Annotated in this window: 17 protein-coding genes and 1 pseudogene; 9 read left to right on the forward strand and 9 right to left on the reverse strand. The window is 33.1% G+C overall.

Going from position 1 to position 19,515, the window contains the following annotated elements; genetic code table 11:
• Window positions 1-83 precede the first annotated feature (83 nt).
• The 7 genes from PQF83_RS18775 to PQF83_RS18805 form a co-directional block, all read right to left on the reverse strand.
• Complete coding sequence (locus PQF83_RS18775) at window positions 84-287, reverse strand: YbdD/YjiX family protein (RefSeq protein WP_000919826.1); 204 nt, start codon at window positions 285-287, stop codon at window positions 84-86.
• On the reverse strand, window positions 280-2,355 hold the full coding sequence (cstA, locus tag PQF83_RS18780) for a carbon starvation protein CstA (protein WP_001259567.1): 2,076 nt from the start codon (window positions 2,353-2,355) through the stop codon (window positions 280-282). The genes PQF83_RS18775 and cstA overlap by 8 nt, the downstream gene beginning before the upstream one ends.
• Before the next feature lie 121 nt (window positions 2,356-2,476).
• The gene (locus PQF83_RS18785; RefSeq protein ID WP_000698252.1) at window positions 2,477-3,193 is read right to left on the reverse strand and encodes a LytR/AlgR family response regulator transcription factor; all 717 of its coding nucleotides are present in this window, start codon (window positions 3,191-3,193) and stop codon (window positions 2,477-2,479) included.
• A 265-nt stretch (window positions 3,194-3,458) separates the two neighbouring features.
• The gene (locus PQF83_RS18790; protein WP_000521096.1) at window positions 3,459-4,658 is read right to left on the reverse strand and encodes an MFS transporter; all 1,200 of its coding nucleotides are present in this window, start codon (window positions 4,656-4,658) and stop codon (window positions 3,459-3,461) included.
• A gap of 292 nt (window positions 4,659-4,950) precedes the next feature.
• The gene (locus tag PQF83_RS18795) at window positions 4,951-5,691 is read right to left on the reverse strand and encodes a WecB/TagA/CpsF family glycosyltransferase (protein WP_000290741.1); all 741 of its coding nucleotides are present in this window, start codon (window positions 5,689-5,691) and stop codon (window positions 4,951-4,953) included.
• A 21-nt stretch (window positions 5,692-5,712) separates the two neighbouring features.
• The gene (locus tag PQF83_RS18800) at window positions 5,713-6,822 is read right to left on the reverse strand and encodes a glycosyltransferase family 4 protein (RefSeq protein ID WP_001221233.1); all 1,110 of its coding nucleotides are present in this window, start codon (window positions 6,820-6,822) and stop codon (window positions 5,713-5,715) included.
• 95 nt (window positions 6,823-6,917) lie between these two features.
• Window positions 6,918-8,390, reverse strand: coding sequence for an O-antigen ligase family protein (locus PQF83_RS18805; protein WP_000880772.1), 1,473 nt, complete (start codon window positions 8,388-8,390; stop codon window positions 6,918-6,920).
• A 494-nt stretch (window positions 8,391-8,884) separates the two neighbouring features.
• On the opposite strand from PQF83_RS18805, the gene PQF83_RS18810 reads away from it, so the two are divergent.
• The 3 genes and pseudogenes from PQF83_RS18810 (at window position 8,885) to PQF83_RS28595 (ending at window position 10,948) form a co-directional block, all read left to right on the forward strand.
• Window positions 8,885-9,517, forward strand: coding sequence for a trimeric intracellular cation channel family protein (locus tag PQF83_RS18810; RefSeq protein WP_000924376.1), 633 nt, complete (start codon window positions 8,885-8,887; stop codon window positions 9,515-9,517).
• Window positions 9,518-9,766: 249 nt separating this feature from the next.
• Window positions 9,767-10,144 (forward strand): annotated as a pseudogene (locus PQF83_RS28590) (protoglobin family protein); the annotation flags it as partial.
• Entirely contained in the window at window positions 10,142-10,948 is an 807-nt protein-coding gene (locus PQF83_RS28595; protein WP_369805093.1) for a methyl-accepting chemotaxis protein, read from the forward strand. The pseudogene PQF83_RS28590 and the gene PQF83_RS28595, both read left to right, overlap by 3 nt.
• A gap of 92 nt (window positions 10,949-11,040) precedes the next feature.
• Here PQF83_RS28595 and PQF83_RS18820 read toward each other — a convergent pair whose 3' ends face one another.
• Window positions 11,041-12,354, reverse strand: coding sequence for an ArnT family glycosyltransferase (locus PQF83_RS18820; RefSeq protein ID WP_001015645.1), 1,314 nt, complete (start codon window positions 12,352-12,354; stop codon window positions 11,041-11,043).
• Between the two features lie 298 nt (window positions 12,355-12,652).
• Here PQF83_RS18820 and PQF83_RS18825 point away from each other — a divergent pair, with 298 nt between their 5' ends.
• The 5 genes from PQF83_RS18825 to PQF83_RS18845 all read left to right on the forward strand — a co-directional run bounded on the left by PQF83_RS18825 (window position 12,653) and on the right by PQF83_RS18845 (window position 16,375).
• On the forward strand, window positions 12,653-13,165 hold the full coding sequence (locus PQF83_RS18825; protein WP_000412121.1) for an acyl-CoA thioesterase: 513 nt from the start codon (window positions 12,653-12,655) through the stop codon (window positions 13,163-13,165).
• Between the two features lie 212 nt (window positions 13,166-13,377).
• Window positions 13,378-14,106: a glycosyltransferase family 2 protein gene (locus PQF83_RS18830; protein ID WP_000151538.1), complete on the forward strand. Its 729-nt coding sequence runs from the start codon at window positions 13,378-13,380 to the stop codon at window positions 14,104-14,106.
• 6 nt (window positions 14,107-14,112) lie between these two features.
• Window positions 14,113-14,463, forward strand: a complete 351-nt coding sequence (locus PQF83_RS18835; RefSeq protein ID WP_001121772.1) for a DUF2304 domain-containing protein — start codon at window positions 14,113-14,115, stop codon at window positions 14,461-14,463.
• Between the two features lie 103 nt (window positions 14,464-14,566).
• Window positions 14,567-14,692, forward strand: a complete 126-nt coding sequence (locus tag PQF83_RS18840; RefSeq protein ID WP_000046732.1) for a hypothetical protein — start codon at window positions 14,567-14,569, stop codon at window positions 14,690-14,692.
• A 228-nt stretch (window positions 14,693-14,920) separates the two neighbouring features.
• Complete coding sequence (locus PQF83_RS18845) at window positions 14,921-16,375, forward strand: oligosaccharide flippase family protein (protein ID WP_001172390.1); 1,455 nt, start codon at window positions 14,921-14,923, stop codon at window positions 16,373-16,375.
• Window positions 16,376-16,489: 114 nt separating this feature from the next.
• Here PQF83_RS18845 and PQF83_RS18850 read toward each other — a convergent pair whose 3' ends face one another.
• A complete protein-coding gene (locus PQF83_RS18850; protein WP_001124449.1) occupies window positions 16,490-17,455 on the reverse strand; it encodes a glycosyltransferase family 2 protein in 966 nt (321 codons plus the stop codon).
• Between the two features lie 452 nt (window positions 17,456-17,907).
• Here PQF83_RS18850 and PQF83_RS18855 point away from each other — a divergent pair, with 452 nt between their 5' ends.
• Window positions 17,908-19,461: an ABC-F family ATP-binding cassette domain-containing protein gene (locus PQF83_RS18855; protein ID WP_000055411.1), complete on the forward strand. Its 1,554-nt coding sequence runs from the start codon at window positions 17,908-17,910 to the stop codon at window positions 19,459-19,461.
• Window positions 19,462-19,515 lie beyond the last annotated feature (54 nt).

Raw genomic sequence — 19,515 nt, forward strand, 5'->3', positions numbered from 1 at the left:
TAATTCCCAAAGATTTTTATTTGTTTTTTGCTGTTCCACGTGAAACAGCAAAAAATAAAAAGGACGAAAATTCGTCCTTTTCACTAACAACAGCGCGAGATTTTTCCGCCCTTTGCATTAAATCTTGCTTCTTGCGCTTCTGCAAAAAATTGTTTTTGACATACAACTTCTTTTTCTGGATGATGCTTTTTCATATGCTCTACATATGTTTCATAGCTTGGTACCCCAACAAGTAAGCTAATAAAGTGTTTCCTTTGTCCCCATACTTGCCGTAGTCTTTTAAGCATAGTTCCTCGACTCACTTTCATCTTTAGGGATATATGGTGCCTCTTTTAGCGGCATCGGCTTATTTCTTAATACTTGAATCCAAATTCGAATTGCAGAAATTAATACAGCGATTACAACTATCATAAAAATTCCACAAAGTGCCGCATCAATATAATCATTGAAAATAATTTGCTTCATTTGAGCCACATTTTTAGCTGGCGCTAACACTTTCCCCTCATCTAATGCTCCTTGAAACACCTTTGCGTGGGATAGAAATCCTATTTTAGGGTTTTCATGAAATAGCTTTTGATAACCCGCCGTCATCGTTACAATAAGCAATCCGACAGTTGGAATAAGCGTCACCCAAACATATGCCTTTTTTCCCATTTTGAACAAAATTGTCGTTCCAAGTAATAACGCAATACCTGCTAACATTTGATTTGCAATACCGAAAAGTGGCCATAATGTATTAATTCCACCAAGTGGATCAACTACCCCTTGATATAAGAAATAGCCCCATCCTAACACACATAACGTTGTAGCTATTACATTCGCTAATGTAGAATCCGTTTTCCCAAATGGCTTATATACATGCCCTAAAATATCTTGAATCATAAATCGACCTACGCGCGTTCCAGCATCAATCGTTGTTAAAATGAATAACGCTTCAAAGAGAATCGCAAAATGATACCAAAATGCCATCATGGCCGTTCCACCTATTACTTTTGAGAAAATATATGCCATACCTATCGCTAACGTTGGTGCACCACCTGTACGTGATAAAATCGTTTGCTCTCCAACGTTTACAGCGAGATCTTTTAGTTCATTTGGTGTAATAGCAAATCCCCATGAGGAAATAACTTGAGCTGCCTGCGAGACATCTGTACCGATAAGTGCTGCAGGACTATTAATTGCAAAGTACGTTCCCGGTGTTAATACACAAGCTGCAATCATCGCCATGGCTGCTACAAACGACTCCATTAACATTGCTCCATAACCGATTGGCTGTGCGTGTCCCTCTTGCTCAATCATCTTCGGCGTCGTACCTGATGAAACAAGAGCATGGAATCCAGACACTGCACCACAGGCAATAGTAATAAATAAGAACGGGAATAAATTTCCAGAGAACACAGGACCAGTTCCATCAATAAATTTCGAAACTGCTGGCATTTGTAAATCTGGTGCTACAATTAAAATACCGATTGCTAATCCTACAATTGTTCCGACTTTTAAAAATGTACTTAAATAATCACGTGGTGCTAAAAGCATCCAAACTGGTAATGCCGATGCGATAAATCCATATACAATAAGCATTATAGCAATTGTTTCTCCGCTAAACGTGAACATGCTTGCAAGCGCTGGATTTTCCGCTACATACTGCCCTCCAATAAGAGAAAGTATAAGTAGGATAATTCCAATTACTGACCCTTCACCAACCCGTCCAGGCCTAATGTAGCGCATATATACTCCCATTAAAATAGCAATAGGAATCGTTGCTGCTATCGTAAACATTCCCCAAGGGCTTCCGACAAGCGCCTTTACTACTACTAATGCTAATACTGCTAATAAAATAATCATAATGCCTAAAATACCAATCATTGCAATAAGTCCTGTAACAGGACCAATCTCATCTTTAATCATTTCACCGAGAGATTTACCATTACGTCTCATCGAAGCAAATAAAATGACAAAATCCTGCACAGCTCCAGCGACAACTACCCCTACAATAATCCATATTGTCCCTGGCAAATATCCCATTTGTGCTGCCAAAATCGGTCCTACTAAAGGACCAGCCCCAGCGATTGCTGCAAAATGATGCCCAAATAATACCCATTTATTTGTCGGAACATAATCTTTTCCATCATTTAATGTATGAGCTGGCGTTTGTCGATTATTATCTAAACCGAATACCTTTCTCGCTATAAATCTACTATAAAAGCGATAAGCAACTGCATACACACATACCGCAGCTACTAAGAGCCATACAGCATTAATAGTTTCACCTTGTGATAAAGCTATTACACCAAAAGCCCCGGCTCCTACTGCTGCAATAACTCCCCAAAGTAAAATCGACTTCAATGTTCTCACATACAATCCCCCCAATACTATTTCTTAGTGGGATTGTACTAAATTTTCTGAATATTTAACTTGAATCCTCCCTATCATGAAGGATTTTTAGTTTATCATGTTAAAAAATTCGCATTATCTGCTATAATTCAATTTTATTTCGAAGTCGTTTCACATAATTACGACTTACTGGAATCGGTTGCTCATCATATTTATCTAAATACAGATTATATGTGCCATTATAGTAAGGCTTTAACTCTTGTACATATGACATATTAATTAAATAACTTTTATGCACACGTAAAAAATCATATGCATTTAGCTTATTTTCTAGCTCCTGGAGTGTATATGTTGAAATATACTGATTATTTGTTGTATAAATTGAAACTGTTTTGTTTTCCTTATTTTTGCTTACATATACAATATCTTCAGGGAAAATATACCGAATCCCCTCTTGACCTTCTATCGGTAGTTTACGCAAATAGCTCTTTGCTTTCTCACCTTGCTCTTTAGCCATTCTATATAAAAGGAATTGCAAATCTTCCTCGCGAAATGGGCGTAGTAAATAATAAACTGCTTGAAAACGAAATGCTGTAATGGACTCTTCTATATCTTCACCCATAAAAATAAATTTCGTATAACAATTTACTTCCCGTAATAAACTTGCATATTCAAAACCCGTTCCATCTAGTAATTTTGAATTTAAAAAAACAAAATCTGGTGTATGCTTCTTCATCATAAATAATGATTCTGTTCCTGTATTTGCTTCAAAACATTCTACATTCCTTATATTTTCAGTAAATTTTTCAACTAAACTTCTTCGCTCTTCTGCATCTTCCATGATCAGTAAAATTTTCATTTCTTCAACCACCTAATTCTTTTGTCCGTATGTCCTGTTGTATACATTCGCTTTTATAAGGAACATTCCCTTTTTCTTACTATACCATTATTTATCTAAAAAAACAGAAAAAAGGGAACCATCATGGTTCCCCCTGCCCTTTTTTCCGTTATTTGTAGGCAGTAAAACCCACTGAATGAGAAAACATGGGCTCTTAGTTTTACTACTCTAAAACATAATTGGTACGGACCAATAATTGAGATCACTTACCGATTAAAGTTTTACCTTATACTAATTCTCGTTGTTTCGTTTCTTGCCCAAGTATAATTACAGCAAATACGCCTATTAAAATTGATCCACAGAAAATCGTAAATATTAGTGATAGTGAAGCCTGTAAAGCAACTAAATATCCTACTAATAACGGTCCAAGAATACCACCAATACGACCGAATGCTGCCGCCATCCCTGCACCTGTACCACGAATAACTGTTGGGTATTGTTCAGGTGTATAAGCATATAATGCACCCCAAGCACCTAAATTAAAGAATGATAGTAACATGCCTGCTACGATTAATACCGTTAATGACTCTGCCACTCCAAATAAGTAAGCACTGCAAGCTGTACCAATTAAATACGTAACTAAAACAAACTTACGACCAAGACGTTCAATAAACCAAGCAGCTGTGAAATAACCTGGTAATTGAGCTAACGTCATAATAAGTACGTATTGGAAACTTTTTATTAAACTAAATCCTTTTAATACCATTACACTAGGTAACCAAAGGAACATGCCATAATAGGAGAAGACAACAGAAAACCATAAAATCCATAACATAATTGTTGCCTTACGATATTCTCCAGACCAAACTGACTTTATATTTTCGATAACGGATGGCCTTTTTTCAACCTTTTGGAATCTTGGAGAATCCGGTAAATTCCACCTTAAATATAAAGCATATAGTGCCGGAACCGCACTCAATATCATCGCAACTTCCCAACCATATTTCGGTATAACAAAATACGAGATAAGAGCTGCGATTAGCCATCCACCTGCCCAAAAACTTTCTAATAGCACAACTATTTTGCCACGTTCATGTGCTTCAACACTCTCCGATACTAATGTAGAAGCAACTGGAAGTTCTCCACCAAGCCCCATACCAATTAAAAATCGTAAAACAAGGAACATAGCAAGTGTCGTCGTTAAAGCCGTTAAACCACTACCGATAGAAAATAATAATAATGTAATAATAAAGACTGATTTCCGCCCTATTTTATCTGATAGTATTCCAAAAACGAGCGCCCCGACCGCCATACCAATTGAATTAATACTGCCTATCCAGCCCATTTCTTGGGTACTTAATCCCCAATCTTTTTGCAGCGCTACCATTACAAATGAAAGCATTCCAACATCCATTGCATCAAATAACCATCCAAGCCCCGCTATACCAAGTAGCTTTCGCTTCGAAATTTCTTTCACCTTGCCCACAAGAAGTCCTCCTTACACAGCTGTCTTTACACATCATTTTACATGTGTGAATTGTATAAGTAAAATACTTTCGGTAAAAAATTCTCCTTCATCATTCCCAAAAAGTAAAATACTTATCCGACTATTTGAGGGCAGTAAGACCCCTCACCTCAAAATTCAGCTGAAGCAAAGAGAGATAGATAAAAAAACCATGGCCATTAAACACCCGATTAGTGAGTGTCCGCAATCGGTAGTAGATGAATAAAAACGCACTTTATTAAAAATGGACAAATAAAAAAGTAGCGATAGAACGCTACTTTTTTGAACGCATGACTTCTTTTAAAAATTCCGCTAATACTAACTGACGACGCCAACGCGTTGGATTGCTACACAATCTATAAAACCACTCTAAATGGATCGCTTGAATCCATTTTGGTGCACGTTTTACCTCTCCAGCCCATACATCTAAACTTCCGCCTACTCCAACGGCCATTTTCGTTTCTAAACGATGTTTATTCGTTTGGATAAAGTTCTCTTGTCTCGGGAAGCCAAGTGCAACAAGCAATAAGTCTGGTTTTGCCTTTTGAATACGAGAAACAATATTCTCTTCTTCTTCTTGTTTAAAATACCCATCTTGTATACCCACAATAGATACAGCTGAATACGTCTTCGTTAAATGATCTGCTGCAGCTTGTACAACATGCGGTTTTGCACCTAATAAGAAAACTGATACTGGTTTATTGTCTTCTGATAACGCCGCAAGTAAATTACACATTAAATCAAAACCTGCTACACGTTCCTTTACAGGTGTACCTAACATACCACTTGCTTTTACGACTCCAATACCATCAGGTGTAATTAAATCTGCATTTAATAATGTTTGATGGAATGCTTCATCCTTTTTTGCACACATAACAATTTCAGGATTTGCTGTTACTACCTGAAAAGTATGTGTTCGCTCCACTTCTAGTTGTTCTTTTAAATATTGGATCGTTTCATCCATTGTCATTGTAGAAAAAGGAACGCCTAGAATATCAACTGTTTGTACTGCCATAGTTAACTATCCTCTCTATCATTACAAGTTTTTCGCTATTAATTGCTTATATGTTTCCTTTGTATCTTCATATAGTTTTTGAAGTGAGAAGTTCATAATAGCATGCTCATAAATATGTTTCCCCATTGCTGCTAATTCTCCAGTTTTCCACTTATCATACGCTTCTTCTAAAGCTAATGCTAATGCCCTTCCATCATCTGTTGGCACAATCCATCCATACGTTTCATCTACAATTAATGGTTCAATTTCTCCAGCCCTAGTCACAATTGATGGTACGCGTTGATTTGCCGCTTCTAATAAAACTAGTGGAAATCCTTCACTATGGGAGGTTAATAAATTCACATGTGACGACGCAAATAATTGTTTTACATCTTGACGATGCCCTAAAAACTCGACTTTATTATTAATCCCTTTTTCAGTAGCCAATGACTTTAGATTTTCTTCTAACGGGCCATCGCCAACTAACAATACTTTAATTTTCTCTAATTTTGTTCGTTGTAACGCATCGAATAGAACTTCATGTCCTTTCACAGGATGCAATCGTGCTACTTGGATTGCCGTAAATACATCTTCATCAATATTGAACATTTCTTTTTTATTATAACCTTCTGCTTTTTCCTTATCGTATTCAATTCCATTATAAATAACATGCATCTTTTCATTAGAAATACCTAAAGCAGCTAAACTTTTCTTTAATCTATTTGTTACAACAAAAAATAAATCTATATTTTTTAAGGCTTTCAAATTCAATTTCGTAAAAATCCAACCTTTTAAGCCTTGTTTAGTAAAGTCTTCAAATGGATCACTATGAATAGTCGTTACCCATTTTGCCGTTATTCTCTTTTTCATTAAAGAAACATAGAAATTAGCCCTAGGACCATGCGTATGAACTATATCAAATTTTTCATTATTAATGAATTCGCTTATATTCTTTAAAATAGATAAATCATAGCGGGATTTTTGTGAAAACACATGGACTTTTATCCCTAACTCTCTTGCTTCTTTCGCAACAATTCCATCTTCAAATACCGCTAATTCTACTTCACCAGTTGGAAACTGATCGAGAAGTGAAATAATATGTGTTTTCCCTCCCCCATCTTCTGCTCCTGCATTCATATGCAATATTCTCATATTTTTTCCTCCTTTAAATCCTCGCCACATTTCCATCTATCTTTATTTTACTGTACTAAAAAATAAAAGCTAACAAAAGTTAGCTTTTATTTTAATCATTCAATTTCTAAGTCTACAATTAGATAAGCTAATACCACTACAAAGTAGATCCCAACTCCTGGTGCTGTTAAAATATGTCCTGCAATATAAGCAATACCTAATGCTAACAATAAGCTTGCTGCAATCATTCCATATTTTATATTAAATATCTCTTTAAACCTTGTAATAAATACTAGTAGGATTCTTAAGCCGTAATAAATAAATGGAATCATTAGTAATGCAAAACCAATAATCCCAAAGTCATAAAACCAATCATGGAAGTCCATTTCAATTAGCTTTGGATCTGGCTGCTTTTGTTCATTATATTTAAAATTACCTGCATAACCCATTCCTAATAACTTTTGTGACGTTGGCGCTTCTTTAAAGAACTGCTTATGTCTTTCTTCATATACTTGACGTCCGCTGAAAATAAGATTTTCTTGATTTTCTTTCTTTTGCTCTTTCTCAAGCTCTTTCTTAACTTCCTCTTCTATCTTTGCCTTTTCTTCTGGCTTTTCAACTTTATGATGGTTTTCTTCTTTTGCTTTAAGTTCTTGCTCTTTTTTCAGCTTCTCTTTAATTTCTTTTTCTTTTTGACCTTGCTGTGCCACATTTTGCTCTGATAAATAGTTATTGTGAATGCCCATATTTTGTGCTAATGGCGTTTGTTTAAACGTTCCAACTACACCAGCTAATAGGACAATAGCAATTACTGCATTAAACGCAAGGGATTTTTTGTTCGGATTTTTTCTATCAAATAATAATTGTAGTACAATGATCCCGATTGCTGCCGCTAACGTAGCACCAATTGAGCCCATTCCTACTTTCGTACCGACCTGAATTAATGAGTAAATCATTAAAAGCGATGGAATCCAATATAAAACGTGTTTCCAGCTCTTTGTTTTTTGAATAGAATATAGTACCACAATAGGGAAAATAATAGCTAAGATTGAACCTAGTTCATTCCCTGCATAGAACCAACCTCGAGAACCTACCTTCATCCATTCATAACTACCAAAGTCAGTAGATGTTGAAATAGAAATAACCATAATTGCGTTAATGATTAATGTAGAATATACAATACTATTTCGAACCTTATCACTAATATTAACTTTCTTTTTCAATGATTTTAAAGCTAAAATGTATGACCCCAGCATGATATATATATATAATGCTTTCGCAACGAATTTAACTTCTTCACCAAGTACAATAGGATCCTTAACTAGTTTGTTATTAATAAATCCTACCCCTAAAACTCCGGCTAATAATATCAGATAAATTAAAAACTTTCTATTTCCCTTCTCTTTTGCCTGAATTAAAATATAAATGCTACCAACAGCCATAATAAGGAATCTTACTAAAATTCCAACGGTAGCACTTGACTTTAATAAAGTGATGCTAAGAGACGTTAATAAATCTAAAACAGGCTGTAAAATAATAAAAAAGAGCAAAAAACGCTCAAATCTAACCCTAGCTTGATTTGCTAACATTCCAAGACCTCCATACAAAATCTTAACATTATCTTTTAATCATAATTTTTTATCATTCAAACACACCTAGCAATTATAACATAACTCATATTCAAATCGAGAACTATTTTTCCAGCTAAAACTAGCCAGGACAAGTATTAATCAGTAATAGAAATTACTGTTCTTTCGCTATACTCCTTATTTTTACAAAAGCTATCTAACAACCATCCCCTTATTTTTGTCAGTATATACATATTTTTTTATCATTTTATACAGATGTAAACAACATACCTACCATTGTAACATTTTACCAAGTGGGTAACACCAAAAAAATGTAAAATTAATCTTTTCATATCTTTTTCAAATTACTTTATAGCTATTTTCCAAACATTTTCAAACGCTTTCTTTATGTATTTTATCCGTTTTTCTACATGTAGCGAAAAGTAATTGTTATTTCCAATACTTTAGTGTATATTTTTTCTCTGGAACATCTTTAAGAGGAAGGGATTAAGGCCATGTTATTAATCGATATATTTACGTTTCTTGGCATTATCGCCGCTGCCATTTCTGGTACATTAGTTGGTTTAAAAAAAGATTTAGATTTATTCGGTGTCCTTTGTTTAGCTGTAGCTACTGCGCTCGGCGGCGGTATTATTCGTGATATTATGATCGGTAACCTGCCTCCCGTCGCATTTGTTAAACCCATTTACTTTTTCGTAAGCGTATTATCAGCATTATTTACTTGTATGTTTTTTGAGCGTATCAATAAACTTCAAGTTGTTATTATGCTTTCTGACGCTGTTGGCTTAGGCGTTTTTACAGCTATTGGTGCAAATGCGGCAATGTCACATCATGTTGACGCCTCATTTTTAGTTGTTTCAATGGGAGTTATTACAGGTATTGGAGGCGGTATTTTGCGTGACATTTGCGCTCAAGATATCCCCTACGTCTTCCGAAAAGAAATTTACGCCATCGCTTCTATTTTAGGGGCAATTAGTTTCCTAATCACATATGCAATGGGGGCACACGTATTGGCTTTCTATGTTTGTTTATTAGTAACATTCATTATTCGTGTTGTCACTGTCATATATAATGTACATTTCCCAGTTTTCTTTAAAACACATGCTAAAATTAATAAAGGTCATTAAGAGAATTCTATATGGAATTCTCTTAATTTATATACTATTCTACACACTAACATAGAGTAATTGTATATAAAAATATATAATTATATTAGAACCAAAAATGAAAACGCTTTACAAACAGGGGGAAGAACGATGCTTGGGGTTTTTAAAAAACATAACAATAAAACAAACGTAAGTATACTTGAATTAAGTAAGAATCAACAAATCACTTTTAACGTTCCTACTAATTCTGAACTGAAAATTCAAATGGATATGCTACATATTTCAAAAGAAGATTTACAAATCGTAAAGGTACTACAGCCTTTTATTTATGAAGAAATTGATTGGATTACTGAAAAATTCTATTCCAATATTACAAAACAGCCTAATTTAATTACGATTATCGAACGTTATAGCTCTATTCCAAAACTAAAGCAAACTTTAAAAACACATATAAAAGAATTATTTAGTGGAGATATGCATGAAGACTTTATTGAACAACGTGTTAGAATTGCAAAAAGACATGTACAAATTGGGTTACATAGAAAATGGTATACTGCCGCTTATCAAGAATTATTCCGCTCTATCATGAAGATTTTAAAAACGAAAATTACAACAATTGACGATTTTTCTTATTCTATAAACGTAATAAACAAATTACTTACTCTTGAACAAGAACTCGTTATTGCGTCTTATGAATCTGAATATGAAAGAATGCAAAAAGAACTTGAAAAAGAAAAAGAAATAACAGCTATGACCATTACGCACATTGCAACAGAACTAGCATCTGTATCTGAAAAAACAAGCGCTTCTATTCAGCAGTTAACCGCTAAATCTGAAACGATTGTAGAAATTGCTAAAACAGGTACGTCATTAGCTACAACATCAGAAGAAAAAGCAAATAAAGGTAAAGAACAATTAAATGAGCAAAATAAACGAATGGAATACATTCAAACGAACATGGAAACGATTATTACAGATACACATGAACTTCTCGATATTTCTAACAAAATTAACGAAATTATAGATATTGTAAAATCAATTGCCGAGCAAACAAATTTACTCGCACTAAACGCTGCAATTGAATCTGCGCGTGCTGGGGAATTTGGCAAAGGCTTTTCTGTTGTAGCTGGAGAAATTAGAAAGTTATCAGAGCAAACGAAAGAATCTATATTTAACGTTACAAAGCTCGTTGAAAAAACAAATGAACAGATTGTTCGTGTCTCTTCTTCCGTGAAACAAATTAGCTCTCTCGTATCTGAAGGAACTGATAGTATGTCTGCAACGGATCAATACTTCCAAGAAATCGTAAAAGACATGTCTAACTCGAAAGAACAGAATAAAAAAATTGAGAATGAGTTAGAAACCATTTCACAAGTAATGAAAGGAATTCAAGACGATTCCTCAAAAATGGCTCTAACAGCCGATAGTTTACAACTGGAATTAAATCGATAGAGTGAAGTTTATGTCAGTAGAGATATTTTATCCCTGCTGACTCTTAGCTTTCATCTTCTATCCATAAAAAAAGAATCCAAACTGGATTCTTTTTATTTTCTGAAAAATATTTTTTGACAATACACATAACTCATATAAACACCAAAGCTTTGCAAAATAAACAATGCTGGCACAATAAGATTATAATATGCCATATCGACTTGGAAGAGCTTTAACAATACGTATCCGCTAATTAACAATAAGAACAACATATATCCCTCATTTTGTTGTTTCTTAATAAGAAAGTGTAATAGAGCTATAGTCATAAACAATGTTACCGCTATATATATCAGTTTTTCACATTTGAAAAGAGTAGAATTTATCCCCTCATCTGAAAACTGATTTATCACCGGTTCTAAAAGTTTAAATCTTTCTCCCTCAATCTCTTTTAACTTCTGATCAATATGCTCTGTTACACTTTGATTTTTCGATACTTTTTCCTCACGTTGCGCTTTTCCAATTAAGACAGATTGAACATACGTCTCATTCGAAATCGTATATTGTGACAGTCCCATTGTCTTAATTCCATAATTCACACTAAAATGAGCACTATAAAACAGAATAAGTATCCCTATCGTCTTTAGTAACACTTTTTGTTTCGTTGCTGATTGAAGCGCTTCAATTAATAATACATATATCGTGATAAAAATAGGAAGAAATAATCCCATTGGGAAAATCATATTACTACATGCAAATAAAATCGCTGAAAACACCCACATATAAGGATGATCTAATCCTTTATATAAAAGTATGTAACAAGCAAAATAAAATAAAAATATTGCAAGTGACTCAGGAGTTAATACGGAACTCATGAATATATTTGGAATATACAGAGCATAAAATGTGGAAGCAATACGACCGCATTCTTCTCCAAAAACCATTGCCGCAATACGATAAATAAAAAATGCAGTTCCTGCGCAAAATAACACATTAAATAGTTGTAAAGCAAATAATGTATCACCAAATATACGAATAATTACTGACTCATATATAATAAACGGCAAATGAGTTATAGTCCCTATATTATTACCAATTGCAATCTCCTTTGCAGACTCATACATCATTTTCATATCACCAATTATTGGAGCGTCTACAAATAACAGCATACTAAGCCTCACAACTATAGATATACTTATAAGAAAAATAAGAAATTGTTTGTCTGTAAAACGATATTGTAGAATTGTTGCCACTAACAAAATGAGTATGACGAAAATTGCCAATATGATTGTTACACTTGTTGTACTTCCTCCAAAAAATTGCTTACTTGTCTCAAATGCTGTCCAACAACTATAAACAAAAAATGCGAGCATCGCACCAATCGTAATTTTATTGAAGAAAGATGAAAAATTTGTTTGTATATGATTCATATGTCCATTGCACCTCTATTTCCATTCATAACAAAACGATTCTATCATGAATGGGTACACGGCTGATAGGGAATTTCTATGACAAATACATAGTCATTACTTTTTACTTGCAATGTAAGCGAATCCTCTTTTACACTACATTTTAGATAAAATAAATTTTCTTTCAGTTACATGAATACAAATACAGAAGTTTAAATAATCCTCTTTTGGAATACGCTTTACTTTATTAAATATCTAATATGAGTAATCCACTTACACATATTATTCTGATTGAAAACAGACTATAGGGGCTGAATATATGGAAAAGAAATTCATGCGAGAATCAAAAGCAATTAAAACAACACGTGTTTTTCCTAACGATTTAAATAATCACCAAACACTTTTTGGAGGGAAATTATTAGCAGAAATTGATAGTATTGCTTCAATTGCGGCTGCAAGACATAGTCGTAAACATTGCGTAACAGCATCTATTGATTCAGTTGATTTTTTAACTCCAATTCACCAAGCTGATTCTGTTTGTTATGAAGCATTTGTATGTTATACAGGGAAATCTTCAATGGAAGTTTTCGTAAAGGTAATCGCAGAAAATTTATTAGCAGGCGAGCGTAGAATTGCTGCCACTTGCTTCATTACATTTGTGGCAATAAAAGATGGAAAACCTTCGTCCGTACCACAAGTACTTCCTGAAACTGAAGAAGAACATTGGTTACACACAACCGGTTCAGAACGCGCGGAAAATAGAAAAAAAGGACGTTTAAAAAGTAAAGAAATGGCTGAGGTTTTAACTTTAAATAAACCTTGGAATATTTAATACGATACTCTTCCATATACATGCATAGGTTCTTTCTTCCTTGCATGTATTTTTTATGCAAAATATTCCCCCTTATCCTTTTATTCTCAATCTGTCCTCTTAAATCATGCACCAGCTTTTCCTTTATTTTGTTATACTGTTAATGGTATATTAAAGAAAGTTCGTTTAAAAATAACCATAATATGATTAAGTATATAAGGGATGGTGCGGTAATGACTATTGAAGTACCAATTTCAATACCAAAAACGTTAATTATTATTCCAGCGTATAACGAGGAAGAGGCAATTGCAGATACATTAACAAGATTATTAAAACTAAAACAGCATTTTACTGGATTAAGCATTTGCGTTATTAATGATGGATCACACGATAAAACAGCTCAAATCGTAAAAGAATTTCCTGTTCACCTTGTGAATTTACCATATAATCTAGGTATTGGCTCAGCTGTACAAACTGGATATAAATACGCATATGAGAATGGATATGATATTGCGATTCAGTTCGATGCTGATGGACAACATAACCCAGATGATTTATATAAAATTATAAAGCCTATCGCTGAAGATGAATGCGATATGGTACTAGGGTCACGTTTTACAGAAAAAACAGCATATAAAGGTAGTATTTCCAGAAGAATCGGTATTTTTTATTTTACTGCCCTATTGAAAGTACTAACAAAACAAACATTTATGGATCCAACTTCTGGATATCGTGCTATCAATCGAGAAGTAATTACAATTTTTGCACACAATTATCCAAAAGATTATCCAGAACCAGAAGTTCTTATTCATTTAAAAAAGAAAAAACTTCGCATTAATGAAATATCTGTAAATATGCAAGAGCGACAAGGTGGACAATCTTCTATCACACCTTTTAAATCTGCATATTACATGATTAAGGTAAGTCTTGCTATATTGATGCAAAAAATCGTGAAAGGTTGATAATAAATGCCTATAATTACCTTTTCATTCATCTTTATTTTATTATTATTATTATTAATTATTAATTCTATTCGTCGCGGAACTTTAGAAACGAAATATGCTGTTTTGTGGATTTTTGTTTGTATTGCAATGGCTATTTTAAGTTCTACCGATAAAATTATAAACTGGATTGGAAAACTACTAAAAGTAGAATATCCCCCTTCCATTTTATTTTTATTTGGATTATTATTCTGTTTCATCTTAATTTTTGATCTAACAAGAAAAATTTCTAAACAACATCATCAACTTGTAACATTAACGCAAGATTATGCGTTACTAAAGCAAAAACTACATGCAACTGAGCCAGACAAAGATTAACCTATCATTTCAATTCTTAATACAAAAGCCTCTTACTTTCATATTAAGAGTTGAAGGGCACTCCACTTGTTAGACATATTCTAACAAGTGGAGTGCATTTTTTATGGCTCAATTTTCTTCAACAGAAAAAATCCAAGTAGTGAAACAATATTTGGATGATACAGAAAGCGAAAAAATAATTGTTAAATCTATAGGAGTTACTCCATATAGCGATATAAATAATCAATAATTATATTTCTTAATCAAAACCTCCCATAATAGGCTACCTATTATTCCAAGTATACAGCTCCAAACAGAATAACTATCTTTTATACACATTATAAATAATATAAAAAGTTGATTTACAAAGTTTATATGCGGTAAACTTATACAGATGTTCTTGTTCTTACTTTTAAAATTTTAGAATAAATATTTTGGTGCATTACAAAATTAAAAATATATTTAGAAGGGTTCTATTATGCAAAAATCAATTGCTAAAAATATTATATACAAAATTTTATTAAACATTTTCAATGTCATACTTCCAATTCTTGTTGGCCCCTATGCTTATCGTACACTAGGTGCCTCTTCGATGGGGAAAGTGAACTTCTCTGAAACAATTTTTACTTACTTCTTCATTTTTGCTGTATTTGGCATCCATCAATATGGATTAAGAGAAATTAGTGCCATTAAGGATAATAAAAAGAAATCTGAACAATTATTTACTAGTTTATTTATATTAAGTATCTTCACGAATTTATTAACATTTGGAGCATATTTACTATTTAGTTACTTCGGATATGCGGAAAAAGGTTTATTTTATATCCTCCTCATATTTGGATTTAACTTTATTGCAAATATTTTTTATGTAGAGTGGCTAAATGAAGCCTACGAAAATTTCGACTTTATTACATTAAAGACCATCATTGTAAAATTAATTTATGTCGTAATGCTTTTTATCTTTGTACAAACTGCTCAAGATTTTTATCAATTTACAGGACTATTAGTACTTTCTAATTTCTTAAATAATATTATTAGTTATATATATATAAGACGCACTGTAAAATTCGATTTTTCAAATATTACTATCAAAAAACATTTAAAACCATTATTATTAATCGCCATCTTCTCAAATGCGCATATACTTTATACTCACTTGGATCGCTTCTTCCTTGGAGAATACGTAGGCGAAAAATATGTTTCTTTCTATGTAATGGCTTTTCAAATTATGTCTATTATTAACTTACTCATGTTAAGCGTTATACAAGTAACCTTACCAAGGCTTTCTTACTTATCCGAAGGTGATGATGAAACAGCATATGATAAATTATTAAATACAATATCTCAACTTTATTTCATCACCTTATTCCCAGCAGCTATAGGAATTATCATTGTCTCGAATTTAATTGTTGTAATCTATGGCGGCGCACAATATGCTGCTGCTGGACCTACATTGGCTATTTTTTCTGTTTACATGGTTATATTAGGTATCCAATCCATTCTTGGAAATCAAATTATGTACATTAAACGTAAAGAACATATATTGGTACGTGCGCTATTAGTATTTGGGGTTATAAATATTATACTTAAAGTAATACTGCTAAAGATCAATTTATTTACACCAACGACAGCAACTTTGACAACAACAATTGCAACGCTATTACTTGTTGTGTATATATATTTTTATATCAAAAAATCTTTAAAGGTAAACTATCACCTATTTACGATGGCCAACTTTAAATATTTATTCTATTCCCTTACATTCTTTCCAATTTCTTATGTAGTTCAACTATACGTGTCAGGAACAATTCCTTTATTTCTAGCATTAGTTGTCACAAATGGACTTGCATATACTCTATTGCTATTCCTGACAAAAGATGAAATCTTATTCATGGCTCTTTCTAAGTTAACATCTAAATTTAAAAAATCTTAAAGACGTAATAAAAAGAGACGTACCATTCACTTTTGAATAGCACGTCTCTTTTCTTATTTTTAAACTTATAAAAACTGTTCTCATTATAATATTTCAACATTGAGTTGATTCCAATTACTTCTTCAGTAAACTCTTCGCAATTATACGTGTCAGGAGACCTTTATCCATCAATAAAATAGAACAAAATTTAGGGGAAAATAACATTTTTATATTCCATAAACCATGCTTCGTTCCTTTAAGAATCATATCAAGCCATAGAAATTGGAATATTTGCTTAATATTTTCATCCTCTTTGTTAGCCTTATGATATTGTTCTTCTAATTGGCGTTTTACTTCTAATAATTCTTCTTTCGTTAATGTACCCCTTGCAAATGGTACGCGATTAAATTCAATTCCAATACGAGATAAAGCCTCTGTAGAAATCTTTGCGGCCATAACCTCTTGATCGGAGGCATTAAGACTACTTACACTTGTTTCTGACCAACGATAATTCAATAGTGGCTCCTCTAAGTTAATTACTTTATACTTCTCACTTAATCTCTGGAACAACTCATAATCTTCAGCATGTAAGTAATTCAAATCATAATAAATATTGTGTTCTTTTAAAAATTCCGTGCGCATCATCACAGATGGATGAATCATACAGCTTCGAACATATAAACAATTTCTAATTAATTCCGAAGAACCTGAAATTTGCCACGGTTTTCGATTCTGACCTATAACTTTAACACCCGTTCCACAAACTGCAACATCAGGATGCTTCTCCATATACTGCAATTGAATTTCTAAACGTTTTGGATCTGCTATATCATCACAATCCATCCTAGCAATATATTCCCCTGTTGCTAAATCAATTCCCTTATTTAATGTCTTAATCAACCTTAAATTCACTTCATTTGTCACTATTCTTATTCGTGAATCACTATAGGAATTCAAAATCTCCATACTACTATCTGTTGATCCATCGTTTATAATTAATAATTCAAAATCTGTAAAAGTTTGGTTCAAAATACTATCAACAGACTCTCTTAAATATTTTTCACCATTATATACAGGCATTAGTACCGTAATTTTTGGCATTGTTGACCTCCATAAAAAAGAATTTAAAATTGTTTCATATTATATAATATATACTTTAGACTCACCTTTCCATTTAAACCAGATATGTCTATTTTCCACATATATAACGATATCCGGTAAAGCACTAATATAATTTTTTATTTTTTCTAGTGTATATTTCATATTTCTCTTCACTTAGTATAGCAGGTTCCCCTATTAAATATAGTACCTCTACAAATTATACAGTAACCTAATTAACTTCAACATATTTATACCTTAATTATCATTTGTTCATTTAAATTAAAAAATACCCAATAATATACATATAAAAACATAATAATCCATCCGATTTTCTGTATTTCATCTATAAAAATCCGGAAAATGAATAATGTACCTTTTTGAAATAATAGCATTATATCACAGAATTTAGTATCATGATTCAAGGTACTATTTCAAGTTGGACGGAGGATACTATGAGCTTATTAACAGTTGAAAAATTAGGACATACATTTGGCGATCGTACATTATTTAAAGATGTATCTATGCGATTACTAGCAGGTGAGCACGTTGGATTAGTTGGTGCAAACGGTGTTGGTAAATCAACATTCATGAATATCATTACTGGTCAGCTTATTCATGACCAAGGTCGTGTAGAATGGACACCGGGCACACATTACGGTTACTTAGATCAGCATACTGTTTTAACGCCTGGACGTACAATTCGTGACGTACTAGCGGATGCATTTTTACCGTTATTCGAAAAGGAAAAAGCTTTAAATGAAGTTACAGAAAAAATGGGAACTGCTACACCAGAAGAGCTAGAAGAACTTCTTGAGCAAATGGCAGAAATACAAGATGCACTTGAAGCAGGTGGTTTCTATTTACTAGATATGAAAATTGAAGAGGCTGCACGTGGTCTTGGAATTGATGCAATTGGTTTAGATCGTGATGTTTCAGCACTAAGCGGTGGACAACGTACAAAAGTATTGCTTGCAAAGCTATTACTTGAACAACCAGAAGTGTTATTACTTGATGAACCTACTAACTATTTAGACGTTGAACATATTCATTGGTTAACAAATTATTTAAAAGAATACCCACATGCATTCTTATTAATTTCTCATGATACGGAATTTATGAACAAATGTGTTGATGTTATTTTCCATCTAGAATTCACAAAAATGACACGCTATACAGCGACATATGAAAAATTCCTAGAACTAGCAGAAATCAATAAAAATCAACATATAAACGCTTATGAAAAACAGCGCGAGTTTATCAAAAAGCAAGAAGATTTCATTGCAAAGAACAAAGCCCGTTATTCAACAACAGGTCGTGCAAAGAGTCGTCAAAAACAACTTGATCGCATGGAACTTATTGATCGCCCAGAAACAGCAATTAAACCTGAATTCTCATTTAAAGAAAGTCGTGCAAGTAGTCGCTTCGTCTTTGAAGGTGAAAATGTAGAAATTGGATATACACATCCACTACTACCAAAGCTATCAATGACAATTGAACGCGGTGAAAAAATTGCTATCGTTGGATGTAATGGTGTTGGTAAATCAACGTTACTAAAAACAATCTTAGGTAAAATTAAACCTCTAAGCGGTAAAACAAGCCTTGGGGACTTCTTAGAGCCTGCATACTTTGAGCAAGAGGTTAAAGCTGACAATATAACACCAATTGATGATGTATGGAATACATTCCCTGGCTTAGACCAGCATCAAATTCGTGCGATGTTAGCAAAATGTGGATTAAAAAATGAACATATTTCTCGCCCGTTAAGTCAATTAAGTGGTGGAGAACAAGCAAAAGTTCGTTTATGTAAACTAATGGGTGAAGAAAGTAACTGGCTACTATTTGATGAGCCGACAAACCATCTTGATGTGACAGCAAAAGCAGAACTTAAGAAGGCTATGAAAGCATATAAAGGAACAATCCTCCTTGTATGTCACGAACCAGACTTCTATGAAGATTGGATTACAAAAGTTTGGAATGTAGAAGAATGGTCTCAAAATAAAAATTAATAGATATAAGATTTTCATCCATATTTTATGCTATACTATACTTTGCGTGACAAC

It is taken from the genome of Bacillus sp. FF-1 (genome assembly GCF_028548245.1).
Classification (GTDB): Bacteria; Bacillota; Bacilli; order Bacillales; family Bacillaceae_G; genus Bacillus_A; species Bacillus_A paranthracis.

Excerpts from the sequence above, each read along its gene's own strand:
- PQF83_RS18850 (WP_001124449.1), bottom strand. The coding sequence starts at position 17,455 with ATGCCAAAAATTACGGTACTAATGCCTGTATATAATGGTGAAAAATAT.
- PQF83_RS18805 (WP_000880772.1), bottom strand. The coding sequence starts at position 8,390 with ATGTTAGCAAATCAAGCTAGGGTTAGATTTGAGCGTTTTTTGCTCTTT.
- PQF83_RS18785 (WP_000698252.1), bottom strand. The coding sequence starts at position 3,193 with ATGAAAATTTTACTGATCATGGAAGATGCAGAAGAGCGAAGAAGTTTA.
- PQF83_RS18800 (WP_001221233.1), bottom strand. The coding sequence starts at position 6,822 with ATGAGAATATTGCATATGAATGCAGGAGCAGAAGATGGGGGAGGGAAA.
- PQF83_RS18845 (WP_001172390.1), top strand. The coding sequence starts at position 14,921 with ATGCAAAAATCAATTGCTAAAAATATTATATACAAAATTTTATTAAAC.
- PQF83_RS18855 (WP_000055411.1), top strand. The coding sequence starts at position 17,908 with ATGAGCTTATTAACAGTTGAAAAATTAGGACATACATTTGGCGATCGT.
- PQF83_RS18810 (WP_000924376.1), top strand. The coding sequence starts at position 8,885 with ATGTTATTAATCGATATATTTACGTTTCTTGGCATTATCGCCGCTGCC.
- PQF83_RS18830 (WP_000151538.1), top strand. The coding sequence starts at position 13,378 with ATGACTATTGAAGTACCAATTTCAATACCAAAAACGTTAATTATTATT.
- PQF83_RS18820 (WP_001015645.1), bottom strand. The coding sequence starts at position 12,354 with ATGAATCATATACAAACAAATTTTTCATCTTTCTTCAATAAAATTACG.
- PQF83_RS18795 (WP_000290741.1), bottom strand. The coding sequence starts at position 5,691 with ATGGCAGTACAAACAGTTGATATTCTAGGCGTTCCTTTTTCTACAATG.
- PQF83_RS18825 (WP_000412121.1), top strand. The coding sequence starts at position 12,653 with ATGGAAAAGAAATTCATGCGAGAATCAAAAGCAATTAAAACAACACGT.
- PQF83_RS18775 (WP_000919826.1), bottom strand. The coding sequence starts at position 287 with ATGCTTAAAAGACTACGGCAAGTATGGGGACAAAGGAAACACTTTATT.
- PQF83_RS18835 (WP_001121772.1), top strand. The coding sequence starts at position 14,113 with ATGCCTATAATTACCTTTTCATTCATCTTTATTTTATTATTATTATTA.
- PQF83_RS18840 (WP_000046732.1), top strand. The coding sequence starts at position 14,567 with ATGGCTCAATTTTCTTCAACAGAAAAAATCCAAGTAGTGAAACAATAT.